Annotated in this window: 19 protein-coding genes; 8 read left to right on the forward strand and 11 right to left on the reverse strand. The window is 70.8% G+C overall.

Annotation, left to right across the window (positions count from 1 at the left end; all coding sequences use genetic code 11):
* Positions 1–21 precede the first annotated feature (21 nt).
* A complete protein-coding gene (locus ACN260_RS20310) occupies positions 22–462 on the forward strand; it encodes a hypothetical protein (RefSeq protein ID WP_422752587.1) in 441 nt (146 codons plus the stop codon).
* 85 nt (positions 463–547) lie between these two features.
* Complete coding sequence (locus ACN260_RS20315) at positions 548–733, forward strand: hypothetical protein (protein ID WP_422752588.1); 186 nt, start codon at positions 548–550, stop codon at positions 731–733.
* 66 nt (positions 734–799) lie between these two features.
* Here ACN260_RS20315 and ACN260_RS20320 read toward each other — a convergent pair whose 3' ends face one another.
* A complete protein-coding gene (locus tag ACN260_RS20320; protein ID WP_422752589.1) occupies positions 800–1,642 on the reverse strand; it encodes an alpha/beta fold hydrolase in 843 nt (280 codons plus the stop codon).
* Positions 1,643–1,743: 101 nt separating this feature from the next.
* Here ACN260_RS20320 and ACN260_RS20325 point away from each other — a divergent pair, with 101 nt between their 5' ends.
* Positions 1,744–2,217 (forward strand): MarR family winged helix-turn-helix transcriptional regulator, encoded by a 474-nt coding sequence (locus ACN260_RS20325; RefSeq protein ID WP_422752590.1) that lies wholly within the window; start codon positions 1,744–1,746, stop codon positions 2,215–2,217.
* 12 nt (positions 2,218–2,229) lie between these two features.
* Here the strand turns inward: ACN260_RS20325 and ACN260_RS20330 are convergent, their stop codons facing one another.
* From ACN260_RS20330 to ACN260_RS20345, 4 genes are all read right to left on the reverse strand, one after another.
* Positions 2,230–3,129, reverse strand: coding sequence for an NAD-dependent epimerase/dehydratase family protein (locus tag ACN260_RS20330; RefSeq protein ID WP_422752591.1), 900 nt, complete (start codon positions 3,127–3,129; stop codon positions 2,230–2,232).
* A gap of 185 nt (positions 3,130–3,314) precedes the next feature.
* On the reverse strand, positions 3,315–3,830 hold the full coding sequence (locus tag ACN260_RS20335; RefSeq protein ID WP_422752592.1) for a hypothetical protein: 516 nt from the start codon (positions 3,828–3,830) through the stop codon (positions 3,315–3,317).
* On the reverse strand, positions 3,820–5,622 hold the full coding sequence (locus ACN260_RS20340) for a RyR domain-containing protein (RefSeq protein ID WP_422752593.1): 1,803 nt from the start codon (positions 5,620–5,622) through the stop codon (positions 3,820–3,822). The genes ACN260_RS20335 and ACN260_RS20340 overlap by 11 nt, the downstream gene beginning before the upstream one ends.
* A 61-nt stretch (positions 5,623–5,683) precedes the next feature.
* Complete coding sequence (locus ACN260_RS20345) at positions 5,684–9,889, reverse strand: HEAT repeat domain-containing protein (protein ID WP_422752594.1); 4,206 nt, start codon at positions 9,887–9,889, stop codon at positions 5,684–5,686.
* 298 nt (positions 9,890–10,187) lie between these two features.
* Here ACN260_RS20345 and ACN260_RS20350 point away from each other — a divergent pair, with 298 nt between their 5' ends.
* Complete coding sequence (locus ACN260_RS20350) at positions 10,188–11,174, forward strand: SCO2521 family protein (protein WP_422752595.1); 987 nt, start codon at positions 10,188–10,190, stop codon at positions 11,172–11,174.
* Here ACN260_RS20350 and ACN260_RS20355 read toward each other — a convergent pair.
* The 5 genes from ACN260_RS20355 to ACN260_RS20375 all read right to left on the reverse strand — a co-directional run bounded on the left by ACN260_RS20355 (position 11,153) and on the right by ACN260_RS20375 (position 17,484).
* Positions 11,153–12,130, reverse strand: coding sequence for an SCO2522 family protein (locus tag ACN260_RS20355; protein ID WP_422752596.1), 978 nt, complete (start codon positions 12,128–12,130; stop codon positions 11,153–11,155). The two genes, ACN260_RS20350 and ACN260_RS20355, sit on opposite strands and share 22 nt — an antisense overlap.
* Positions 12,115–13,044, reverse strand: a complete 930-nt coding sequence (locus tag ACN260_RS20360) for an SCO2523 family variant P-loop protein (protein ID WP_422752597.1) — start codon at positions 13,042–13,044, stop codon at positions 12,115–12,117. Before ACN260_RS20360 ends, ACN260_RS20355 begins: the two co-directional genes overlap by 16 nt.
* Positions 13,044–14,885 (reverse strand): SCO2524 family protein, encoded by a 1,842-nt coding sequence (locus tag ACN260_RS20365; protein ID WP_422752598.1) that lies wholly within the window; start codon positions 14,883–14,885, stop codon positions 13,044–13,046. Before ACN260_RS20365 ends, ACN260_RS20360 begins: the two co-directional genes overlap by 1 nt.
* 224 nt (positions 14,886–15,109) lie before the next feature.
* Entirely contained in the window at positions 15,110–15,898 is a 789-nt protein-coding gene (locus tag ACN260_RS20370; protein ID WP_422752599.1) for an SCO2525 family SAM-dependent methyltransferase, read from the reverse strand.
* 278 nt (positions 15,899–16,176) lie between these two features.
* Complete coding sequence (locus ACN260_RS20375) at positions 16,177–17,484, reverse strand: hypothetical protein (protein WP_422752600.1); 1,308 nt, start codon at positions 17,482–17,484, stop codon at positions 16,177–16,179.
* A gap of 502 nt (positions 17,485–17,986) precedes the next feature.
* On the opposite strand from ACN260_RS20375, the gene ACN260_RS20380 reads away from it, so the two are divergent.
* The 4 genes from ACN260_RS20380 to ACN260_RS20395 all read left to right on the forward strand — a co-directional run bounded on the left by ACN260_RS20380 (position 17,987) and on the right by ACN260_RS20395 (position 22,737).
* A complete protein-coding gene (locus ACN260_RS20380) occupies positions 17,987–18,529 on the forward strand; it encodes a hypothetical protein (protein ID WP_422752601.1) in 543 nt (180 codons plus the stop codon).
* 946 nt (positions 18,530–19,475) lie between these two features.
* Positions 19,476–19,646, forward strand: coding sequence for an FxSxx-COOH cyclophane-containing RiPP peptide (gene fxsA, locus ACN260_RS20385; protein ID WP_082377355.1), 171 nt, complete (start codon positions 19,476–19,478; stop codon positions 19,644–19,646).
* Between the two features lie 8 nt (positions 19,647–19,654).
* Positions 19,655–20,881, forward strand: coding sequence for an FxsB family cyclophane-forming radical SAM/SPASM peptide maturase (locus tag ACN260_RS20390; RefSeq protein ID WP_422752602.1), 1,227 nt, complete (start codon positions 19,655–19,657; stop codon positions 20,879–20,881).
* Positions 20,878–22,737, forward strand: coding sequence for an HEXXH motif domain-containing protein (locus ACN260_RS20395; RefSeq protein WP_422752603.1), 1,860 nt, complete (start codon positions 20,878–20,880; stop codon positions 22,735–22,737). The genes ACN260_RS20390 and ACN260_RS20395 overlap by 4 nt, the downstream gene beginning before the upstream one ends.
* 162 nt (positions 22,738–22,899) lie before the next feature.
* On the opposite strand, the gene ACN260_RS20400 is transcribed toward ACN260_RS20395, so the two are convergent.
* Positions 22,900–24,483 (reverse strand): IS1182 family transposase, encoded by a 1,584-nt coding sequence (locus tag ACN260_RS20400; RefSeq protein ID WP_422752604.1) that lies wholly within the window; start codon positions 24,481–24,483, stop codon positions 22,900–22,902.
* Positions 24,484–24,521 lie beyond the last annotated feature (38 nt).

The following is a 24,521-nucleotide window of genomic DNA, read 5'->3' on the forward strand; positions in this document are numbered from 1 at the left end:
CCGGCCCGTACCGTCGGTGCGGTGACCGCCGAGAAGGAGCTGTCCGGCCGGGGTTTCGCCATCATCATCGTCGGCGTCGGCGTGCTGCTCTGCTGTGGCACCCCGACCGCCGGCTTCTACCTGTCCCACAAGGACGCGAGGGAGGAGCCCGGCATCCGCGCCGCCGCCGACGCCTACCTGTCCGCCGTGGTCAGGCATGACTACAACGGCGCGTACGACATGTTGTGTGCGGCCGACCGACGCCGCGAGTCGCGGGCGGACTGGCTGGACCGTCCTGCGGGCGGGTACGGGGTGACCGGGTTCCGGATCACCGACGTGACGGTCAGGCGCCTGAGCGAGGGACCGACCCTGCGGTGGGTGACCGCCGAGGTCACCTATTCGGACCAGGCACCCCGGACGGTGGGGCTGAACGTGGAGCGGCAGGACGGCGACTGGAAGGTGTGCAGTCCGGACGTCCGGTGACCGGGCGGTGCGGCCCGCGAGGGCGGTGCAGGCCGGCCCCGGTACGGTCGACGGGCGCGTACTGACGTCACATGTCAGACGACGAGTGGCCCTGCTGTCCCCCGTACTGCTGGCGACGACCCTGGGCACGGCGGTGGTCACCGGCGCGGCGGTGCTCGGCGGTGCCCCGCCCGCGCAGGCGCTGGAGAACGGCCTGGCCCGCACCCCGCAGATGGGGACCCAGATCTGGGACTGCAACGGCGCGACCAGCCAGCGGTGGAGTCGCGGCTGAGCCGGTGGCCGGGCACCGGTCGACGACGTGCCGCCGCGGGCACCGCCCGTGCGCGGCGCGTGGTCATTACCACCCGGCGAGGACCTCGCGCAGCGTGGCCGCGTACCCCCGGGGGTGGGTGGTGCTGCCGTTGTGCCCGCCGGGGAAGACCACCGGCGTGGTCCCGAGCAGCTCGGCCAGCCGGTCCGCGCAGCGGCGGTCGAAGACCTCCGGTGCGGTGCGGGCGCCGACCGCCGGGACGATCCGGGTGCCGCAGCCGGGCAGGTCCTCCGGGCGCAGGTCGTCGCCGACGATCGCAGTGAAGTCCCGGCGGATGAACGTGTCGAAGTTGGCGATGCGGCGCGGCGTCAGCGGCTGCGGGGTGAGGTCGGGCTCGGCCTCCTGGCAGGTCGGGTCGATGCCGAGCACCCGGGCGATCTCCCGCATCGCCTCGGTCAACCCCCGGGCCGCGTAGCGTCGCTGGACGTCGAGCAGTTCGCGTTCGTGGCGGGTCCGCTCGGCGGCGGGCAGCAGCCGGGGCGAGACCGGCTCGTGGGCGACGAGGGTGTGCAGCAGACCGGGGTGGCGGACGGCCAGCCGCAGCCCGATCGAGGCACCGAGGCTGCACCCGAGCATCGCGGCCGGCCGGTCGGTGAGGCTGGTCAGCAGGAGGTGGACGTCGTCCGCGTGGTCGGCCAGGGTCACCGGCCGGTCGGGGTCGGTGGGCGTGCTGCGGGACAGCCCGCGCCGGTCGTAGGTCACCACGGTGTACGCGTCGGCGAGCTGCGTGACCAGGTCGACGGTCCGGTCAGCGTCGCCCTCTCCACTCTGGCCGATCAGCAGGACCGGGCCACTGCCCCGGACCTCGTGGTGGAGCCGGGCCCCGGGAACAGCGAGCGTGCCGGTCCGGAGGGTGTCGGTGACGGGCATCGGCATCTCCCTGCGCTGGACGGGCGGGCGGACCCCGCCACAAGAAACATCGTATCAGATACATCTGAAATGATGTTTCGTTTCTGATGTATCTTGAGCCGGTGAACGGCATCGAGTTGTTCCTCCTCGGGCGCACCCTGATGAAGCTGGGCGAGGAGGCGATCCCCACCGAGGGGATCGACTCCCACCCGGCGCTGCACCGCTCCGTGCTCATCGTCGCGAGCGACATCCGGGCCCACCCGGGCACCTCGGTCAGCGAGATCGCCGACCGGACGGGCTTCCCGCAGAGCAAGGTGTCGGTCTGCGCCGCACGCCTGCGCGAAGCCGGCGCCATCGAGGCCACCCCCGACCCCGACGACCGGCGACGGCTGCTGCTGCACACCGCGCAGCAGCCCTCCGACCGGGTCGTCCAGATCAGGGCCGCCTCGATCGACGGCGCACTCGCCACGGCCCTCGGCACCGACGACCCGGCGCGGATCGCCGAGCTCACCGCCGCCCTGGAGACCCTCGCCCGCAGCCTCACCCCGCAGACGCTGCTGCGGCTACGCGGCGGCACCGAGCCGACGGACGGGTGAACGGCGGCAGGGCTAGCCGGCGGGGGCGAAGGTGTCGTGCAACGCCGGTTCCAGCGACCGGCCGGTGGTGGGCTCCACGAACAACTCGGCCAACAGCAGGTCGGCGAGGTGGGTGGGGTTGAGACCCGCCTCCCGGCGGGCGAGAGCGTGCAGCAGTCCACCACAGCCCAGGGCGGCACGGACGGCGGGGGCGGGCAGGCGGCCGACCCGACGCGGCCGGCCGACGGCATCGGCGATGCGGGTCATCATCGCCGCCCAGGTGAGGTTCTCGTCGGCGACCGGGACGTCCTCGCCCCGGGCCTGTTCGAGCGCGTCGGCGGCGACCTCGGCCACGCTGCGCGCCGAGGCGGTGGCCGTTCCACCGACCGGGACCGAAAGCGGTGCCCGGGACCGCGCCCACCGGTCGAGCGGACCGGCCCAGTTGGGCAGCCGGTCGCCGGCCCGGCCGAAGACGAACGGCAACTCCAGTACGGTGACCGGCAGCCGCGGACCGGCGGCGGCGCGCCCCTCGGCGGCCTGTTCCCGCCGGCACCTGATGTAGACGTGCCGGTCCGCCAGCCGCCACTGCGGATGCCGCCGGTCGAAGAAGGTGTAGTACGACCCGGTCAGGACCGCCCGGGTGAGGCCCTCGGCGCGGGCGGCGGTGAGCAGGCGTACCACCGGGTCGACGAGTTCGCGGCGCAGCACCGGGTGGATCGGCCGGGGCAGCACCCGCTGTTCGTCGGCCCGGGTGGCGAGGACGACCCCGTCGTGGCCGGCGAGCAGCGGCCGCAGGTCGTCGGTCGCGGCGGACTCGACGTCGAGCAGATGGTCGACGCCGGGCCGGGCCGTCCGGGCCACCGTGGTCACCGTGTGCCCCCGCCCGCGCAGCACCTCGACGACGTGCGCGCCGATCAGACCGCTGCCACCCACCACAAGGATTCTCACGTCTCATCGTCCACTGCGGACCGGGCCGCTTGTCAAGCCACGCTCCCCGGCCGGTGGACCGTCGGCCCGGTGGATCAGGTCGTCAGTTCGGCGAGGAACCGCTCAGAACGGCTTCGATGTGATGCCCGCGCGGACAGGTCGCGGCACTGGACGGACAGTGAACCCGCGGTTCAGTGCGCCCCCGGCGGTGTCCGCCGGGCACCGGCGGGCCAGAGGACCGAGACCGGGATGCCCCGACGCCGGGCCCGGTCGACGGTCCGGTCGGTCGAGGCCGCGTGGCAACCCGGCTCGCCGTCCCAGACCGCCACGAGCCGCTGCACCCGCCGGACCAGTTCCCGGTTGGCGGCGACGAAGGCGGCGGTGCCCGACCGGTCGTGACCGGTGTGCACGACCGTCACCGCCCGGTCGAGCAACTCGTCGAAGCCCGCCCGCTGCTCCGGGGCGATGACCGCGTCCCGGTAGTCCCGGGCCGGCAGGATCACCTCGTACGTGCCACCCAGGTCCAGGACGGTGCGCGCGAAGATCTGGTCCGTGCCGCCGGCCAGACAGGTGACGCCGCGCACCGGCCGGCCGCCGATACGGCGCAGTTCGGCCCGGAGCGCGTCGGCGACGAGCACCTCCGTGGCGCGGGTCAGGTGGATGTGACCGGTCACGCCGATGCGCTCCGACCCGGGATCAGCCGACATCCGCCGGTCCTCTCCGCGGCGCGGGCACCCCGGGCACCAGCCGGATCAGCTCGAAGCCGCTGTCGGACAGCACCTCGGGCAGCGCCCGGATCTCCTCGCGGTTGCGTTCCTGGACGTCGGAGGGGAGTTCGTCCCACGGCCGCAGGGAGGGATGCCGCTGCTGGACGTCGTCGCGGGACTCGCCGTACGCCCAGCCCTCCCCCCGCCGTTCCCGGCACCACCGTTCGTGTTCGAGCCGGGCGAGCACCTCGATCCGGTCGTCGATGGCCTCCCCGGCGGAGACGTCACCGGTGCCGCCCCGCCGGGGTGCCACCACGCACCCGAGGTTCAGCAGTTTGGCGGCGATGTCCTGGACGTGCGCCCGGTTGGCCCGCCGCAGCGACTCGGGCAGCCGCGACCACTCGACCATCGCCGGGGTGTCGCCGGGACTCAGCCCGGCCCGTCGCCGCGCGTCGAGGTAACGCTCGTGGATCAGGCGGGCCAGCCGTTCGGTGAGGTCGTCACCGATCAACCGGGCGTCGCAGGCACGGGTCAGCACCGGATACAGGCGGAGCTTGCCGTGCACCTCGTCGAGCAGGTCGTGGCGGGAGTCGCCGTGGAAGGCCGCGGCCAGCGCCGCCTGCCGGTAGACCGGCACGAAGACGCAGCTCTCGACGCCCTGCCAGAGACCCGGCGAGTCCAGCACGAACTGCAGGCCGCTGCTCTCCTCGGGCGCGCAGACGTAGATCCGGTCGTAGCGGCCGGAACCGAGCCGGCCGAGCGCCACACCGTCGAGGTCCCCGTCGTACGCGGTCAGCTCACAGACGGTGCCCATGAACGGATAGCGCGACGTCACGGCCTCCCGTTCGGTGCTGGCGTCCGGGGCCACGAGGTCCACCCGCAGGGGTGGCAGGACGACACCGGCAGGTGCCTGCGCCCGGCACGTCCGCCAGTGCCGGGCGGTCTCGGTCAGCAGGGCGCGGCGGAAACCGCCGGTGCCGGCGATGAGCAACCGGGTGGGTCGGTCGGCCGTGCCCGCCAGGGGATGGTGCCGGTACAGGGCGCGGGCGGCGATGTCGTCGACGTGGAAGTAGTCCAGCCGCAGCCGGCTGGACCCGGCCGCGCCGAGCCGCCGCGCCTGCAGGGACAGGCACATCTCGGAGTCGTTGACCAGCACGTAGACCCGTGGTGGTTGCCGTCCGTCCCGGATGAGCCGGCTGGCGGTGTTGGCGATGGCGTGGTTACGGTCGTCGTCGTCACCACAGGCGTAGATGGTGTGCGCCCGGGGCAGACCCGCGCCGCGCAGCACCTCGGCACTGGTCGGATCACCGATGACGCCGAGATACCGGCGGCGGCGGTACTCCAACGGACCGAACGGTACGGACCGCACCACGACCACGCGTTCCCCGTCGGCGAAGAGCCGGTCGGCGAGCATGTGGGCGAACCGGGAGTCACCGCAGACGAGGACGTGGCCACGGGCCCGTCGGGCGCGCAGGCGGCGGCTCTCGGCGGCCAGCAGCAGCCGGCCGGCCTCGGCCACGGCGAGGAGGGTGAACAAGGGTGCGGCGAACCGGGCGACCTGCAACTGCCACGGGTAGGGGCCGGAGTCCTGGAACGGCTCGGCACCCAACACGAAGAGTTGCAGGTCGTAGTAGAGCACGTCGAACCGGTCGTGCACGGTGTCCGGCCGGGTCGCAAGCAGGCTCTCGAAGCCGACGTAGCCGAGAATCAGCGCCGCCAGTCCGATGATCCCGAACAGTCCTCGCAGCCACCAGCCAGCCCGGCGGGGCGAGCCGACGACCGGGTCCGTCATGGGCCCATGGTATTTGACGGGGTCGATCAGAAGCCGTTGCGAAGCACCGCGCGCGGGCCGGTCACAGGAAGTCGTCGGGCCTGGTACCGGGCAGGGTGGCCAGCAACTGGCCGGCCAACCGCCGGGTGCTGTCGTCCTCCCCCCGGTGGGTGAGCCGCACCAGCAGTTCCCGGGTCCGTGGGTCCCGCCAGTGGTGCCGGGTCAACGAGAGCAGCGCGGTGCGGCGGATCTCCCAGTCGTCGTCGTCCACCAGGCTCAGCAGCAGTTCCGGCACCTCCGCCCGGCCGGCCAGGTGCGCACCCACCTGTTCGGCCGCCCGACGCCGGACCTCCAGGGACGCGTCGTCGCGGACCAGACCGACCAGCAGCACCTGCACCTCGGGATCGGTGCCGCAATGCTCGCCGAGCGCGGCGGCGACCCGCGCACGGATCGCCGGGTCGCTGTCCGCCAACCGACGCATGAGCCGCAGCGTCACCGCCACGGACGTCGGACCCTGCCCGGTCAGGCAGCACACCGCCGCGTCGAACACGGCCGGGTCGGTGTCCAGGTCGACGCACTCCAACAGCACGTCGGTCACCGCGTCGGAGCCGCCGTACCGGCCGAGCGTCTGCACCGCGGCCAGTCGGATGCCGCCGTAGCTGTCCCGCCGGGCCCGCCGGCACAGCGTTTCCAGCAGGCCGTCGGAGTCGTCGTGCCGGGCGAGCGCCTCGGCCGCCGCGCGGAGCACGGTCGGATCGGGATCTCTGCCGACCTGCTCGGTCAGGCACTCCCGTACCGTCGGTTCGGGCGGGTCGGCGAGGGCCGCCAGGCTCCGGGTGACCCGCAACCGGACGAGCGCGTCCCGCTCCTCGAAGGCCCGACCGATCAGCAGGGTACGGGTGGCGTGGCCGATCGGCAGCCGCCCGGTGAGCAGGTCGACGGCGGCGAGCCGGACACTCGCCGTCGGATCGCGGCGGGCGCTTTCCGTCAGCAGTTCCCCGGTGTGGTGGTCCGGGTACGCGTCGACCAGGGCACGCACCGCCGCGAGGCGCACCGTCGCGTCGTCGTCCTCCCGGGCCGCCTTCGCCACCACGGTCCGCCCGGTCTCCTCGGCCCGGTCCCGGTCGATCAGCGCGGTCACGGCGGCGGCCCGCACGGACGGCTCCTCGTCCGCGCCGATCAGGTCGACCAGCCGGGACCGGCACCGTCCCTGCGGATCGGGTCCGGCGGCCAGCAGCCGCACCGCCGCCGTGCGCAGTCGCGCGGAGCTGTCCGAGCCGGCCAGCTTCAGCAGCAGCTCCATGTCCTCCGGGGCCGGTGGTCCCGGCAGCAGGGTGGTCAGCAGGCAGCGTCGTACCTCGTCCGGGGCATCGCCGTCCACCCGTCGCAGCGCGGTGGCGCGGGCGGAGCCGGCCTGCTCGGGCAGGGCCAGCAGGCCCTCCAGCGCCCGCTGCGCCACCCCCGGGTCGTCGTCGCTGTCAAGCAGCCGCCGCAGCGTCCCGGCGGCGTCCGGCATCTCGGTCAGGCGCGCGGTGAGCACCCCGACGGCGGCCCGGCGTACCGGGGCGTCGGGATCCGCGGTGGCCAGGACCACCATCCGGCAGACGTCGTCGGACAGTGCGGTACGACCGCCGAGGGACTGCACGGCCAGCGCGCGCACGGCGAGGTCGGCGGAGCCGACGAGTCCACGCAGCACGTCCGGCAGGTCGGAGTCGGCGCCGAAGTGGGTGACGAGCGCCCGCACCGCGGCCTGACGGACGGCGGTGGAGATCTCGGCGCGGGCCTGGGCGAGCAGGAGATCGCGGTACCGGCGGCGACCGGTGGGGGCCGTCCGGGCGGCGGCCTCGGCGAGCCCGGCGACCAGGGTGAGGTGGGCGTGCCGCTCGGTGCCCTGACCGAGCTCCACGAGCAGGAGGTCCTCCAGCCGTTCGTCGGCGGTGGAGAGCGCGGCGGCGATCCGGGTGGCGAACGCGGAGCCGGTGCGCCAACTGGTACGTATCCCACGGCGGCGGTACCAGTGCAGGAAGGTCGTCCGGCCGGGCCAGTCCGGCCCCAGCACCCGGATCGAGGAGAGCAGCTCGTGTTCGGTGAGGTCGACCAGTTGGGGGTCGTCGGCGGAGATGCCGTGCTCCACCAGCAGCACGACCTGCCGCAGCACTGCCTCGCCCGCCTCGGCCAGGTCGGCGGGTTGCGGGGCCTCCGCCACGCACTGCGCGGCGAGCACCAGGTTCCAGGGCGGCCCGGTCAGGTTCAGCGGCGGCCAGGGTCGGGTGCCCTCGGTGGCGAGCCGGACGATCAGGTCGTTGGCGGTCGGGACGGGCAGTGCGCCGGCCACCAGCCGGAGCACCTCCCGCCACGACGGATCGGCCCAGTGGTCGCGGAACAGCGAACGCAACCGGTCGCGGCCCCAGGAGGCCGGATCGCGCTCGATTCCGTCCACGATCTCCTCGGCGCAGAAGAACTCCAGGAATGCCCGGTGCACGAACCCGAACAGCCGCAGGCCGTAGCGCTCCAGGATGAAACTCCGCTCACGCAATTTGCCGATCATCGAGTAGGCCATGGCGAGTGCCCGCTCGTTGCCGAAACTGTAGAAGGTGACGAGGTGGTCCCGGAAGATGAGTGCCAGTTCGTCGGATTCGATGCAGTTCCCCGCCAGCCCCGACTCCCGGAACTGCATACGGAATGCCAGCTGGCGCAGCAGCCGGTGCTTTGCCTTCAGATCCAGCGCCGGCACCTCGCCGTGACTGTCCCGCAATTGTTTGGTGACGTCCCACTCGGAGATCAGGACATCGGTGACGTGTGCGTACAGTCGCCGTCTGTTGCGGGGCAGCGGGTGGCCCCGGCCGACGATGGCCATGAGGATCAGCAGCAGCGGGTTGCCCGCGATCTCGTGCATCGCCCGGGAGTTGCGCACCACGTCGAGCAGCTGTCGCCGCTGCCGTTCCGCCTCCGCTTCGGTGGGCATCACGTAGCGGCACCAGTTGCCGAGGAAGCGGGAGATCTGCCCGTCGTCGAGATCCTCGATCGTGAAATGGTCGAACCCGGCGTTGGCGAAGGTCTGCCGCAGATGTCCCGCCGCCCGGCAGGTGACCACCGTCCGCACCCCCGGGTACTCGTTGGCGAAGGTGGCGATCTGCGCGGCCACCTCCTCCCGCTGCGCGGGGTCGACCACCTCGTCGAGGCCGTCGAACAGGAACAACGCCCGGCCGCCCCGGCGCAGATACGACTCCAGCACCGTCTGGTCGAGTCCGGTCAGGCCCATCTGCTGGCTGTGGCCCACGTAGTCCAGCAGGCCGTCGCACCGGCCGTCCCCCCGGTGCGTGGCGTACGACCGCAGTTCGATCAGCACGGGCAGGTAGCCGTCCAGCGCCGCCAACCGGGGCTCGGCGCAGACCCCGGCCAGCACCAGCGCCAGGTAGCGGGCGACCGCCGACTTTCCGGATCCGGGGTCGCCGAGCAGCACGATCATCCGTCGGGCGGGATCGCACACCACGTCGAACAGCATCGACGCGTCCTTGGCCGCGTACTCCTCCCGCAGCCGCTCCACCTCCTCCGGGTCCACCACCCCGGGCAGCCCCGCGTCGTCACCGTCCGGCGTGGCCCCGGCCGGGCGCCACCAGGCCAGCGGCATCTCCGGGCGGGCCTCCTCGTGCACGCGGGGCTCCACGAACACCTTCGGCAGCCCGACGGTCAGGTAACCGATGGTGGGACGGGGTGAGACGGCGTTCACCGGGACCGACTCGTACATCAGAGCCAGGTTCCGGTAGTAGCGGGCCCGCATCTCCTCCGGCAGGTGGGTGCCCGGGTCGGCCGGCCCACGGACCGGGGACCGGCCGTTGAGCACGTCGGTCAGTGCCGCCATCACCTTGGCGGTCAGGTCGTCGACGCTGGAGAAGAAGTCACACAGGTGGTGCTCCTGGAGTTCCCGGCGCAGTTCGACGATCCGGTCACCGTCGGCACCCCGGTCCACCATGTGGCCCGGCCAGTGCGCGTCCTCGGCGAGAAGGAAGATCAGGCAGGGCTTTCCGGCCGCCAGCGCGGCACGGTATTCCAGCTCGGTGATGGACGACGTGTGGCCGGGCGGCCGGAATCCGTACCGCCAGGCGAAGAGCCCCAGGTAGAGGTCACAGTCCCGGACGTCGTTCAGGCAGCGCTCCAGCGGTGGCTGGACGTCGGCGCCGTACGCCTCCATGGCGACGTCCTCGATCTTCAGCCGACGGGCCACGGCGTGTACGGCCAGGCGGTATTCCAGCAGGTCCTTTTGGGTGGCTGAAATGTAGACCTTCATGAACGGCAAACTCCAGGAGGGCGACTGGCGACCGTCGCTTTGAAAGTACCAGCCGTCGTCACCTGCTCATGTTCGACGAACACGCGGCGCGCGTTGCTGCGCGTGGGATTCCCGCGGAGGCCGGGCCTATGATGTCGACAGCACGGATTCAGGTCCGAGCGGGCCGGATCTCGTTATCCCGAGATTTCCTTTAGTCCGGCACGCATCCGGATCGACACGGATCACGGCGGCGCACGTCAATCACCAGGGACGCATTCCGCGAGCCGGCGCGGACGGATGCGGTGATGCGGAGGAAGTCATGCTCACACTCGGTGAGGTGCACACCAACCTGCTACAGCACAGCACGGCGCTGGCCCACGAGCAGAGTTCCGAGGTGCTCCGCCTGGTCGAGGGCGAGGCGGTGCTGACCTCCCGCCGTCCGTCGCTCTACGCGGTCTCCCCCGACGTCCGCACCGGGGTGGACTGCTGGCTGCCCAGCGCCCGACGCCGTCAGCTACGCGGGGTCGGTGCGGTGGTCACCCGGGCGATCGTCACCGGCGGCCGGATCGTGCAGGCATCCTCGGTCGTCCGGGTCACGGGCGGCGATCGACGCCGGCCGTGGTCGCACTACCTGGCCAACCCGGGTGTCCTGGAGACGGTAGGCAAACTGGACACCGCGGATCTGACTGCGGGATTCCTGCGCGGCGACGACGCCGACGTGCTGAACCTGGAGGCGATCACCGGCCGGGTGCTCGACGGTGTGCAGACCTCCGACCTGCTGGACCGGCGTCCGCCGCTGCGCGCGGCGCGTACCCGGCTGCGCTGGGCCGCGCAGGTGTCGCCGCAGCCGGAGCGGGAGGTTTCGGCCGTGGTCACCGTGGACTCCCCCACGCTGCGTACGGTCGAACTGGTGCTGGATCCCCAGGACGTGCCGGACGCCGTGGCCGGCCTCTGCGAGGACCTCGCCCTGCACGACTGGCTGTTGACCACGCTGTCCTCCCTCGTGGAGGCCGCCGTCGCCCGCTCGGGCTCCGGCCAGGAACACATCGAACGGCTGCGGCCGGTGTTGGAGCACCTGCTGCACCTGTGGTTGCCCGGCGCCCGGGTGAACCCCCGGCTGCGACCGATCTGGGACCGGCTCGAACAGGTGCCGGGGTTCAGCCGGCAGTGGAACTCGTCGGTCACCTGGATCCGGGACCAGATCGCCGTGGCCAACCTGACCCTGCTGCGTGACCTCGCCGGCCGGACACCGGCCGGCCAGCAGTGCGGCAGGTCACGGACCGCTCACCCGCCGATGAACACGTAGCTCAACCGGTCGACAAGTTCGCCGGGCAACCGCAGGCCCTCGGCGCCCGCCCGGCTGGTGATCTGCTGCGCGACCGCCGGGGGAACCGCCACCTGGCCGAGAACCGTCCGCACCGCCATCTCCACCGGCAGGTACTGGGTGTCCATCAGCGTCAACGTGCGGTACGCACAGAACGGCGCGGCAGCCGGATTCAGCTGGACGACAGCCGGTAACGCATCCCACGAGTCGGGCAGCTCGCCGGTGAGCCGGTGCGGCTGCATCAGCGTCTCGCCGCGACGGCGCAACACGCCCAGCCGGGCCATCTGCCAGACCGAGGCGAGCAGGGCGCAGGCCCACACCCGGCTGCCCGGCTCGCCGGACCACAGCTCGACGTCAACGAAGATGGAGTGCCGGGGATCACCTGACTGCACCGGCGGGGACCACGGCCGGGGCAGCGTCATCGCCGGCGCGTCGACGTGACCGGGTGAGCGCATCCCGTTGGACAGCCAGCCCGACTCACTCAACGGCGGACGGCTACCCGTGGTGTTCCGGGGCGGCTCCACCACCAGGGTGTCGAGGACCATCTGGGCCAGTTCGACGCCGTCGTGACGGGCGAAGCTGGACTCCCGGGCGACGTAGTCGAGCACCAGACCCTGCGCCGCCGCCGCGCTCTGCACCTGCCCGATCACCTCGCGGGGGGTGCCGAACCGGTGGAAGTAGTCGTCCACCATGAAGCAGGTGCTGACCCTGGGCTGGCGGCCCCCCGCCAGCCCCCGGTTCGCCAGCACCGGGATGATCGCCGACCACTCGGCGATCCGCGCGAACCTGTCCCGCAGTTCCTGACATCCCGCGCCGAAGTCCTCGGCGTAGAAGTGCCCCAACTCCACCGACAGGTGCGCGTACGCCACGCTCTCCGTACGGGCCACCGCAGCCGCCTCCTGGAACCTCACGTCCACGTCCGTCACACGGCTTCCCACGCGGCCTCCTTGAACAGCTTCGCGGTCAGATCCACGAAGGCGTCCACGGTCCTCACGTTGGCGATCTTGGTCTGCACGTCGTGGTCCGAGATGAGCTGCTCCCGCCACTGCAACAGCGGGTCCAGCGGGACCGAGCCGAGCCGGGTGGTACGGCCGACCCCCTTACGCCGGGCCAGCTCCGTCAGCTCGTCGTCACACTTGCGCAGGAACGCCTGTTGGGCGAGGTCGAGATGACCGACCTCGTCGCCTCGGGCGTCGATCAACGCGGTACGGACGAACCGCAGCGACTCGCTCAGCCGTTCCCGCTCGTGGCCGTACTCCTCGCCGATGGCCAGGATCCCGCCCGCCTCGAAGGCGAGGTCCGCCGCCGCCGTGACGTGTTGCGGGGTCCACCGGTGGAAGACCAACCAGCGGGCGGTGACCTTGCACAGCGACGGGGTGGCGGTCGCGGCCAGGGCGATGTGACTGGCGTACGACCGGCCGGCGCTGAGGTCCACCAGGGTCAGGTCGAACTCCTCCTCCAGCCGGAGGAAAAGATCGACGCAGCGCTTGGCGATGTCGCTGGTGAAGCCGAACTCGCTGCCGTTGCGCTGCCCGGGTAGGAGCACCAGTGCCCCGGAGCCGACAGGCCGCTGACGCAGACTGGCCCGCTCGGAGGTGCCCCAGACGTCCAACCGCTCGGGCCAGGGGATCTCCCCGCGCAGGTACCGGTGCAGACCACCGCGGCTGGGCCCCGAACCCTCCACCCCGTTGACGGCCTGCGGGATCTGGAACGTGATCCCCGCCGTCGGCGAGCCGAAGTCGTAGTCCAGGTAGCAGGTCGACTTGCCGGACAGCGCACTGCGGTAGGCGATGTTCGCCGCGGTCACCGACCGACCGGTGCCACCCTTGTGTGACGTGACGAAAACCAGCATCAGATTCCCTCGCTGGCCTTCTGCTGACCGGTGGCGACGTCGTTGATCTTCAGCAACACCGTGTTCGCCAGGGCGGCCGCCGTGCCCGGACGCTCGTCCACCAGCAGTTGGGCCCGACGCAGGCTGGACCGGATGCTGCGCATGTTGCGTTGCATCGCCACCCCGGAGAACGTGCCGCGCATCAGCTCCCGGTCGAACAGGTACTCGGCCTCGTCGACGAGATCCTGGGCGTACGCCGCGAGCCCGCCGGCCCGGGGGAAGGGCCGTTCCGAGAGCAGCTGGCTGGCGTTGACCATCGCGTGCACCGCCCGCTCGGTCAGGTACCAGGAGGGTGCCTCGGGCATCGGCGCCAGCCCCGGGAACGCACCGCCGGCATGGTCCCACAACCCCTCGTGCCGACCGGCGGGGATGCGCCGCAGCAGCAGGTGGTCCCACACCTCGTCCGCCAACTCGAGTAGTTCGCTGCGCCGCCGGGCGTTGTTCAGCAGGCCGGCGACCGTTATCGCCCGCTGGAGCAGCACCGTGGAGAACTCGTTCACGTTCCACGTCATGATCGGCTTCGACGTCTCGTCGTTCAGGATCACCTGCTTACCCGGCGCGTGCACGAGCAGCGCCGGCTCGCCGGGTGACGCGCGCCGGGTGATCCGCGCCCGCTGGGCCAGCTCCACCAGCACCGAGGCGATCCGGCCGAGTTCCTCGTCGCCGCCGCGCCCCACGGCGAGCAGGCCCTTGACCGCCAGCGACGTCGTCTGCAACGTGTAGTAGTCGGTCCGGTCGCCGTCGGTCGTCCGCCACGGGATGTCCTCGATGGGCCAGCGTCGCCGGTTGCCGAAGGTCGCCACCGTCGCCCAGTACGTCCGGGTCAGCTCCCAGCGCAGTTGCAGCGCCCGGGACAGTCGCTGCTGTTCCTCGTTGAGCAGCCCGAGCAGGCGGGTGCGCTCGGAGTTCAGGTCCTCGATCGCGTCCATCGCGATGACCGTGAAGTAGAGGTAGGGGGCGTTCTCCGCGGACCCGGGCCGCTGCCGGCCGATCGGTTCGCTGGTCGGGACCTCCTCGGCTCCGGCGATGGTTCCCCAGGACCAGCCGCACTCGAAGAGCATCTCGCTGTTGTCGAGGTCTTCGGTCACCCGACCCGAGCCGAGAACCACGCTGCGCAGGCTGGCCATCGCGTCCCGCAACTGTTCGCGCAAGGCGTCCACGACTTCCCGGCGCGGTAGCTCGTCCTGGTTGACCATGTCGCACAGCCGACGGCCGTACGGGTCGGTGGAGGTGAAGACGGAGGTGCTGAAGCTGCGGAGCAGACCGACCATGGCCGCCGTCAGTCGCACGTTGGCCATCGCCTCCAACTCGTCCAACTGGGCGAGCAGATCACGCCGCTGGGTGGCCTTCCGGTAGACCTTGACGAAACCGATCGTCGCCAGCGTGAGCGTGACGGACACCGCGAACGAGTCGACGATATCCAGCGAATACTGTTCCTCGGTGAGGGGCGGCCCGCCCTCGGTCGGGGTGAGGTAGCTGCCACCGGCGAAGATCGGCGTGCCGGCCTCGTCGGTGTACCGGCGGAAATAGTCGATCATCACGCCGACCAGCTGACGGGGAATCTTGATCGCGTCGCCGAGCGAGCCGAGTGCATCGACCACGTCGTCGTCGACCCGGTCCGGGTCGTCGAGCGACAGCACGGAGACCTTGGCCGCGGGGAGCAGCAGGGTCAGCAACTGCTCCGCATCACTGATCGAGTTACTGCCACTCCGGCCACCCCAGCGCCATTCACCATCGTCCCAACAACTGCGCACCGTGGCCCGCCAGATGTCGAGGATCTCCTGGCGCGGCTGTATCCGCATGATCCACCGCCGTCTGTTGTTGTAGTCGCCGACTCGAAAACCGCTGACGTTGCCGTACGCGCGAGGATCCACGGTGGCCGACAATGACGTGCACCGTCATGGTAGCGGGCCGGTCGACCGCCGTCCGAAGCGCTTTGTCGGCGGGGTGTCGGCAAGCCGACCATCGGGTGTGGACCAGGCCGGTTGTCGCCGTCGGCGGCACCGTTCAGGCTGCGGCGTCGACGCTATCCGCGGGTACGACCCGTGGTCAGCAACATACTCACGTAACCGTCGCGCAACGGCGGTCGGGGGCGTTCCTCGTGGACGTCAAGTTCGTACGCGCCCGCGGCGATACCGGCCACGACCTCGGCACGGGCCAGCGACACCGCCGGAAACGACCGTCGACCGACGTGGTAACCGGCGGAGCCGAGCATGACCGCCAGGGCAAAGGGCGCCCCGGGCCGCAGCGCCCGGAGGAACCGGGCGATCGCCCGTTCGGCCTCCGAGCGATGAGCCGAGATGGAACACGCCACGAAGAACATCGTTCCGGCGTCCCAGGCGTGCACCGGCAGGGTGAAGACACTGGTCCGCGACACCCGGGCCACCCGCGCCAGACGCCGTCGCGGATCGGTCAGCGCAGCGTACGCCGGGTGCTCCGCACACACCTGCCAGTACGGATCCCACATCGGGTCGTAGGAGTCGACCTGCTGCCGCAGCCAACACACATTCGACGTCGACCATTCACATAGATCGATAGACTCGGCGAACGGCAGGAGCGCCAGCGTCGGATAGAGATTCGCTCCCGACCCCACGTCGACACAGCGCGCCCCGGAGAGTTGCGCCCCAGCGAAGAAGTCCCTGGTCCGGCGGAGAAACGCCCGATCATCGGCCCGCAGGTCCGCGTAGTTGTGTCGGACATACGTCTGAGGATCGAACCCGTCCCACTGGACCTCGGCATTGACCGGTCCCGGTGCCCGAATCGGCAGGGGCGACGTCGAGGACTCACCACCACCGGCCGCCGGGGTCAACGCCATGACCGCACCTCCATCGATGTCGGCGGACGACCTTCGGTGAGGTCTCGGACGCGCTCGGTGCACCGCCCTTTGTGTATCGGAAGTGCTGCCGGCCCGCAAGGGTCGCTCTTTCACCCCACCCGGCAACAACTGCGCCGGGATGACCAATCCGTGAGTCACGGGCGACACATAGCTGGTACGCACGTCGCGAATCCGGTACCGAAGATGGGCTGCTCAGGCGCCATGACCGGGCCACACTCCCACAGTCGCCGATCGATCATCACATACTGGGCCGCTCCTCAGGATTCCTCCCCGCTTCCGACCTGAGGCTGCTCCCGCCCACCGGCTCCACCGGAAACCTTGCCCATCATCGATCTTGCCCGGCCGAGAGCACCCGTTCCGAACCGGCCGGCAGCACCTATGCCCTCCGCCCCGGTCTCCAACACCCTGCCCTTGACCTCCGTGCCCGTCTCGCGGACCTTGTCACGGACCCCGCTCCCCGATTCGAGGACCTTGTCCCGCACCTCCGCAGCCGCATCACGCCACCGCCGGGCGCTCCAAGCACTATGATCACGATCGATTCCGAGCATCGCACTGAAGTTGACGACGACGTTCGCAACCTGGTTGGTCGAACGCACGACGGTGCGGGAAGTGGTCGGATTGAGCAGAACCTTCGCGTTGGCCGTCCCGGCGGCCGCGTCCATCCGGGCCAGCAGTCGCTCGGTACTGCGGGAAATGAGATCGAGACGGTTACGTCGGGCGATCCTGATGGCGACCCGGTGCTCCTCCAGATCTTCCGGTGACGCGTCCAGAACCCTGTCGAGTTCGAGCACAGCGACCGCGTCCTGAAGTTGAAAACAGCGGGCCAGCACTGCCAGCCACTCCTGCACCTTGATCTCGGCTTCCCTGGATGTCCTGGCCAGGTCGCCGACCTTGGTCTGGGACTCCAACTTCTCAGCGACGGCGTCGAGTTGCCGCAACGCGTACGCCTGGGTGCGGGCCAACGGGATCGGCGTGGTCTGCACTTTCGACCAGGTGACCTCGGAAACCCTCCCTACCTGCTCACGGATGGTCAGGGCCTCGTCGATGACAAGTTCCACCCCGATCATGTCAGCCACCACAGCATCGTTCTGGGCGCGGAGCACCGCGTCGACCTTCGCGTCGATAACGGCGAGATACTCGGTGATCTCGTCCATGGCCTGCTTCATCGCAAGTTGCGTCATCAGTCCGGCGGCGCCGCTCAGGATCGCCGGATTGGTCAGCAGTGTGCCGGGGCTCTGCTGCACTATCTCCAGGAGACCGGTGATCTTGCCACGGTCGGTCAGCACAGCCCGGCTGACTCCGTCTCCCGAGCCCTTCATCAGGTTGTACTTCTTCATCGCCTCCGCCGACCGGGCAGTCAACTGGACCCAGCGACCGGAGTGTTCGGCGATCTCGGACCCAACCTTGGCGATTGCCGATCCGGTGTGCATCGTGGAGCTGAGCCGTTTGAGCCCGAGGTCTTTCGACGGCAGCCGCTCAGCGGTGAGAAAACGATCGACAGTCGCCGGATGACCGATGACCGCCAGACCGTCGCCGTCACTGATCAGCTGAATCTCGTTCTCCAAAGTCCACTCCCCGCAGTCTCGGCGCGAATTCGTCTCACGCTACCGGCGACGTCGACACGCCCACCATGGGCCGGCCACCTGATCAGTGGGATCTGGATGGACGACCTCCCGCCCGGCTCGCCCGCCGGCAGATCAGCACAGCAGTGGAGGTTCTGGCCAAGTTGCCTGACGGCCACTCACCAATGAGAAATCCCTATCCGAGACTGAGATCGTGCTGCTCGAGTGCGTGTTGAATGATCCCGAGCGCCTTCGGTCCCACCCAGTGCAGCACGGACAGCTCGGCGCGTGGCACGCCCGCTAGGTCACGCAGCGTCGGCTATCCGGCGCGGGTCAGGGCGCGCACGGCCGGCACACCGATCTTCGGCAGACCGTCGAGGTCGGTAGTCACGTCGCCGACCCTACGCAGCCGCAGCCATCGCTGGTGAGTCTCACCACCGCCCGGATCGTTACACCCGATAGCGTCCGGATGGCGTAGCCCGCCGTACCTGGTAGGAGGTCCGACATGCACCGCCGCCTGACCGCACTGCTGCTCGCCGCGCTCACCGCTTGCGGCACCACCGCCGCGCAGGCCGCGCCGCGGCCGTCGCTCGCGCCACCCGCACCGGAGCAGTCGTACTGGCCAGGTCAGGACGCGCTGATGGACGCCGCTGCCCGGGTTGACGAGGTCGCTCCGGGTCGGTGGCCGGCCGCCTATGCCGGCGTGGCCCTGGACGTGCCGGGCGGGCGGCTGATGATCTATCGCGTGCCGACCGCCGGCATGGACGCGGCGCTACGCGCCCTGGCACCGGCGGTGCGGGTCGACCTTGTAGACGCCACGTACCCGGCGGCGAGCCTTGAGAAGGGGGCGGCAAAGGTGTGGGCCGACCAGGCGTTCTGGCAGCAGCGTGGCGTGACCGTGCATGGTGTCGGCACCGACTTCGGCCGGTGCGTGACCGTCGGCCTGGCCAACCCGCGACGCGACGGCGCGAAGGTGACCGCCCACTACCCCGGGGTGGCACTGTGCGTTGAACAGGGTTACCCCTCGGACCTGCTGACAGCAGGCTGAGGGCGTCTTCTTCACGGGGTGGTGGCCCGGTCGTGTCCACCAGGGGCGGGCCGCTCGGCGACCAGTCAGACCAGCGTGCGGAGCTGGGCGGGCTGCAGCCCGGTGAACGGAAAGATCCGCTCAGGGTGGGCCGCGAGGATCACCTGCACCCAGGCATCCTGCCGACCATGCTCGACAGACGGGCGCCAGGGTTACGACAGGTCCCTTTGGTTCGTCGTCCTGAGCCATCATCACGGCGGCAACTGGATGCTGCATCGGCGCGACGAAGGCCGGGTGCCCGCTGGTCTCGCGGTAACCGGTGGTGACTTCCGTGGCTGAGTGCTCGTGTGAACCCGAGGGAGGGCTTGCGGAGATCCGGACGCTCATCGCCGAGGAACTGCGGCTGCTCGATGGCGTTGATGAGGACGCGGAGTCCCGGATGCGCGCATACGGGCAGTGCGGAACACCGCGACGCTTCGGTACCCGGACGGCCAGGAGTTCCTGGGCTCCTACTTCACATCGATGGCAGCGAGACGTGGTGGTGGAGTGACGAGCCGTTTAGCGAGGAGCATGCCTAGCCAGCGTGGTCGCTCGGCGGCAGATCCGCGTTTCTGACCTCGGCCGTTCAGCGGCTCGGATTGCGTGATCTGCCACGATGGCCGGCTTTCCAGTGGCCGTCTCGAACCGGCGTACGAGCGGGCGCGGTGGCGGAGGTTTGCCACGGGTGATCCGCCGGATGACGGCGGGCGCGGTGCCGCGACTTCCGCGACCATTGCCAGAAATCGGACAGCCCACAGTGCGGGCGCCGGCTATGGACTGTCCGGGGCGGGGCGTCGGCCGTAGACTGACCCGACTGTCCGGCATCCACTGGTACCTTGGGCTAGTTTAGGAAGTTTGCTCCGCCTCCAGCTGCCGCGTTCGGAGCCGGTCAGGATCACTAGCGTGCGATTGTCCTATAGAGGAATCGATGGAAACCACGGTCGATGATTATCTGTCTCACCAATTGGATGTGAGCAAGATCAGCCTCGCTGAACTCCGGGAGGCGAGGCAGGGCGCGTTCGTGCACTGCCTGGAGCGGATTCTCGACGAGCTGGACCGACCGCAGGACCCCGTCGCTGGTTTCACCTCCGCGATCTGAGCCCCGTCGTGGTCACCAGCGCGCCACCGTCACTTCCTACGGCGTCCGAATGGCCGCTCGGCGAGTCACCGCTCGACATCGCACCGGCCGGTTGGCGACCCACCCCGTTCCACGACTTCGTCGTCAAGCTGCACAGTCGGTGCGACCTCGCCTGCGACTACTGCTACATGTACGAGCTGGCCGACCGTTCCTGGCGGGGCCGGACGGCCTTCATGCCCGACGAGGTCGTCGACCTGGCGACCCGGCGCATCGCCGAACACGCCCGCGACCACCGCCTGTCGAAGATCCGGGTCATCCTGCACGGCGGCGAGCCGCTGCTCGCCCCACCCGCCACGTTACAGCGGGTGGTCAGCACGCTGCGTGCGGCGTTGTCGCCCAGGACGACGGCACAGTTCACCGTGCAGACAAACGGCACCCGCCTGACCGAGCAACGCCTGCGTCTGCTGAGCGCCGCCGGACTGCGGGTCGGGGTCAGCGTGGACGGTGGCCGGGTGGCCAACGACCGGCACCGCCGGCACCTCGGCGGCCGGAGCAGCTTCCCCGCCGTCGACCGCGCGCTGCGGCTGTTACGCGAGCAGTCCGACCTGTTCGCCGGCATACTCAGCGTCATCGACCTGCGCAACGATCCGGTCGAGACCTACGAGACGCTGCTGGCGTACCAGCCCCCGGCCCTTGACTTCCTGCTGCCGCACGGCAACTGGAGCGAGCCGCCGCCGAGTCGCCCGCCCGACGCCAGCACCCCGTACGGAAAGTGGCTCGTCGCCGTCTTCGACCGGTGGTACGACGCGCCCCGGCGGGAGACCCGCCTCCGCCTCTTCGAAGAGATCGCAGTGGGCGTACTGGGCGGCCACAGCAGGTCGGAGCAGATCGGACTGAGCCCCGTCGGTGTGATCGTCATCGACGTCGACGGATCACTCGAACAGGTCGACACGCTGCGCTCCGCCTACGAGGGTGCCCCGGCCACCGGCCTCACCCTGGCCGAGTACCCGTTGGACGCCGCCCTGCGGCACCCGGCCGTCATCGCCCGACAGATCGGCGCGAAGGCACTCTCTCCGGCGTGTCTTGATTGTTCGGTTCATCCGGTCTGTGGCGGAGGGTACTATCCGCACCGATACCGTAAGGGCTCAGGATTCCGCAATCCCTCGGTCTACTGCGCCGACCTGCGATATCTGATCGACCACATCGCCGGCCGCGTACAGGCCGATGTCGCCCGAGTGATGAGGCAACGCGCGTGACCGACGTGATCCGACTTCCCGCCCAGTCCTTCACTCAGCTCGCCGCAGGCCACGGCGACGCCGAGACGATCGCCCGGCTCCGCCGCGGCCAGCTCAGCCGGCGGCTGTTCCTGCTGCGGGCACTGCTGGACGCCGACCCGTCCCCGGCCGCCGAGGCCTCGCTGGAGCTACTCGTCCGCGCCCAGGCCCACCGGCCGGAGGCCGTCGACGAGGTACTGCTCGCTCCGCACGTCGGCTCCTGGCTGACGGTCACACTCCGGCGGCTGCGGGCCGGCCCCGCCACGGTGCCGCCCCGCAGCCGCCGCTCCGGCGCCACCGTCGCCGCCTCCCGCGGCATCGGCCGGCTGGGCGAGATCGCCGCGGCTGCGGCGGCCCGGGCCGGGCTGGACTTCACGATCGAGCTGTCCAGCACCGACGGCCAGGTCATGCTGCCGATGTACGGACGAGCCGAGTCGGGGACCGGCAGCGTCACCGTCACCGCCGAGGACGGCCGGCTGCGGATCGGCCCGGTCCTGGTGCCCGCCGACCCGTCGGCGGACGCGCCCGGCTGGTCCGGCCTGCGCACGATCACGGCCCGGGCCGCCGGCCGGACGCTACGGCTGATCGTCGACGACCTCGACCCGTGCCGCGACGTCCACCAACTCCTGGCGGCGGGCCGGCTCTCCGACGCCGAGCTGGCCGGGTGGCAGACGGCCCTCGACGAGGCGTGGCCGGTGCTCGTGCGGTCACACCCCCGCTACGCCGAGGGGATCGCCGCGGGACTCACCACGATCGTTCCGCTGGTCGCCCCCGAGGAGAGTTACGGCGTCAACGCGACCGCCATGGAGTCGTTCGGTGCCGTGTCCCTGACCCCACCTACCGATCCACTCGCCTTGGCGGCGGCGCTGGTACACGAGTGGCAGCACGCCAAACTCGGGGCGCTGCTCGACCTGATCCCGCTGTACCACCCCGATCCGGAACCCCGGTACTACGCACCGTGGCGCGACGATCCCCGGCCACTCGGCGGGCTGTTGCACGGTGTCTACGCCTTCTTCGGGGTCACCGACTTCTGGCGGGTGCAACGGCACGTCCAGCGCGGCGCGGCCGCCCGGTTCGCCGACTTCGAATTCGCCCGCTGGCGCTCCATGGTCTGGCAGACCACCGAGCTGCTGCACGGGGTTGCGGACCTGACCGGGGAGGGCCGGCGGTTCCTCGCCACGCTGACCGAACGGCAGCGCCGCTGGCTCGCGGAACCCGTCTCCCCGGCTGCGGCCTCGCTGGCCCGGCAGGTCACCGCCGAACACCGGCTTGGCTGGCGTCTGCGCAACCGGCTGCCCGATCCGCACCGGGTGCGCCGGCTGGCGGACGACTGGCTGGCCGGGGCGGCGGCCTCACCGGGTCCGGTCTCCGCCGTGCTGACCCACGACGTCGGCTGGACGTCGACCTACAACGTCCGATTCGACCTGGCCGGGCTCCAGATGGCGGATCCGGAGGGCTTCGACCAGCTCTGCACCGACCCGGCCCGGGTGACCACGCAGGTACCACAGGCGTCCACCGGCGACATCGCGCAGATCCTCGGCGACCACGCGACCGCCCGCGCCGCCTATCTCCGCCAGATCCTCGACCAGCCGGACGAGCCACGGTCCTGGGTCGGTCTGGCGATCCTCACCGAGCTGAGCGGTAACGGCGCGGACGGGGATACCGCCGCACTGCACCAGATGCCGGAACTCGTCGCCGCGCTGCACCGCGAGATTCGGCGTCGCGGCGCCGACGCACCAGACCCGCTCCGGCTGACCCGCTGGCTGCGTCCTCTCGTGGCCGAGGCACCCGAGGCGGTCAGCCCGGCGGCGGGCGCCCCGCTCGCCGCCCGGGCCTAGGTAGCTGGTGTTAAACGGCGGTTGACCGGGTCCCGGGCGACCGCCGTTGCTGCCGGCTCGGTGCGCTGGTTCGGGGGCTTCGGGCGCTGAGACCGGTGCCGGGGCGGCGGTGCAGGCCCTTCAGAGCGTTTGCCGGGTGGGGTCAGCGGGGGCCAGTGGTCCTCAGGCGGGGTTGAGGGTCCAGCCGTGGAGGGTGTGGGTGAGGCCGAGGGTGGCGAGTCGGGCGAGGTTGACCGCGGCGGCGAGGAGGGTGAAGTCGGCGGCGACGCGGTGCCGGCCGCGCATGCGGGCGCGTCGTCCGCCATGTCGTCGGCGCATGAGGTGAGCGATTTTGCGTTCGACTTTGGGTCGGGTGGCGCGGTAGTCGGCCTGCCAGGCGGGATGCTGTTGACGGGTGCGGGCGGCGGTGAGGCAGGCTTCGTGGTGGCCGATGGTGATGCTGCGGCCGGTCTTGGAGTCGGTGCACTGCCCGCGCAGGGGGCAGGTGGCGCAGGCGGTGCCGAAGTCGGCTTTGCCGGCGTGGCGGGCGTGGCCTTTGACCGGCCGGATCGCAACGGTCAGGCCGTTAGGGCAGGTCACCGTGGCATCGCGGAGGTTGACCTCGAAGCGGTCCTTGGTGAACTTGCCGGTCGGGGCGACGGGTGGCTGGACCTTGGTCTTGATGTCGATCCCCGCAGTGTCGAGCTGTTGCAGGACCTCGCCGGCGCCATAGGCCGCGTCGCCGTAGACGGCGGTGTCGTCGGCGGTGGCGGTGGTCGTGTCGGTGAGGTCGGCGATGAGCCCGGCGACCGGTTCGACGTCGCCTGCGTTGCCGGCGGTCACCGCGGTCGCGGTGATGACCTCGACGTCCGGGTCGACAGCGATGTGGCCCTTGTAGCCGTCGAAGCCGCGGTGGTTGGTCTTGTGCCCGTGCCGAGCCTCCGGGTCGACGGTGGAGATCACCCGATCCGGGGCGACCTTCCGGGCGATCCGCAGCGTCCCGCCCTCGCCGGCCTCCAGGTCCTGGCCGAGGACGGTGGCCAGCAGCCGCATCGCCTGACCCACCGGTTCGGGCAGGTCGGTGAGCCCGTCGAGGACGGCGAGCAGGGCGTAACCGTCGCGGGCGCGGGAGTCGACGAGGGCGTCGCGGGCGCCTCTGTCGTCCCAGTCGATGACCGGCTTGCCGGTGCTGCTGTAGTCGTCACCGCCCGACAGCACGGCCCGCAGCCGCTCGGCCAGGTCACCGTCGGTGGCGGCGAGCAGACCCCGGATCGCTGAGCGGATCAGCGTGATCGTGTCCATCGTCGCGACCGCGTCATACAGGGGCGTGGAATCCAGGACCCGCCGCCGACCCAGCAGCCCGGCGGCCCGGGCGGCGTCCAACGCGACCTGGAAGATACGGTCCGGACGGTCCGAGCGACGCAGCCGTTCGCGCATGTCGACCAGCACAGTGTGGGCGAACCCGACCCGGCCCGCGCCGTCCCAGCCGCCGACCCCGGCGGCGTAACGCCAGCGGGCGTCGAACGTGAACCGGTCCACCGCCTCCCGGTCCGACAGCCCCTCCAGGCGCTGCAGCACCATCACCGTGGCCACCACCGACGGCGGCACCGACCGGCGACCCACCGCCGCGAACAGGTCGATGAACAACCCGTCAGGGAACAGCGTCTCCCGATGCTCGTGTAGAAATGTGAAGATCGAGTTGGCTGGTAACGCCTCGTCGCAGAACCGGCTCACCGGATCCAGCAGGTCCAGCTGCTGTGAAGCCACACCCAACGCCACACCAGCAAACTACCCGAAATAGATAG

The sequence above is a fragment of the Micromonospora sp. WMMD708 genome (assembly GCF_049315245.1).
Taxonomy (GTDB): domain Bacteria; phylum Actinomycetota; class Actinomycetes; order Mycobacteriales; family Micromonosporaceae; genus Micromonospora; species Micromonospora wenchangensis.

Excerpts from the sequence above, each read along its gene's own strand:
- ACN260_RS20320 (WP_422752589.1), bottom strand. The coding sequence starts at position 1,642 with ATGCCCGTCACCGACACCCTCCGGACCGGCACGCTCGCTGTTCCCGGG.
- ACN260_RS20335 (WP_422752592.1), bottom strand. The coding sequence starts at position 3,830 with ATGTCGGCTGATCCCGGGTCGGAGCGCATCGGCGTGACCGGTCACATC.
- ACN260_RS20340 (WP_422752593.1), bottom strand. The coding sequence starts at position 5,622 with ATGACGGACCCGGTCGTCGGCTCGCCCCGCCGGGCTGGCTGGTGGCTG.
- ACN260_RS20345 (WP_422752594.1), bottom strand. The coding sequence starts at position 9,889 with ATGAAGGTCTACATTTCAGCCACCCAAAAGGACCTGCTGGAATACCGC.
- ACN260_RS20350 (WP_422752595.1), top strand. The coding sequence starts at position 10,188 with ATGCTCACACTCGGTGAGGTGCACACCAACCTGCTACAGCACAGCACG.
- ACN260_RS20360 (WP_422752597.1), bottom strand. The coding sequence starts at position 13,044 with ATGCTGGTTTTCGTCACGTCACACAAGGGTGGCACCGGTCGGTCGGTG.
- ACN260_RS20365 (WP_422752598.1), bottom strand. The coding sequence starts at position 14,885 with ATGCGGATACAGCCGCGCCAGGAGATCCTCGACATCTGGCGGGCCACG.
- ACN260_RS20370 (WP_422752599.1), bottom strand. The coding sequence starts at position 15,898 with ATGGCGTTGACCCCGGCGGCCGGTGGTGGTGAGTCCTCGACGTCGCCC.
- ACN260_RS20380 (WP_422752601.1), top strand. The coding sequence starts at position 17,987 with ATGCACCGCCGCCTGACCGCACTGCTGCTCGCCGCGCTCACCGCTTGC.
- fxsA (WP_082377355.1), top strand. The coding sequence starts at position 19,476 with ATGGAAACCACGGTCGATGATTATCTGTCTCACCAATTGGATGTGAGC.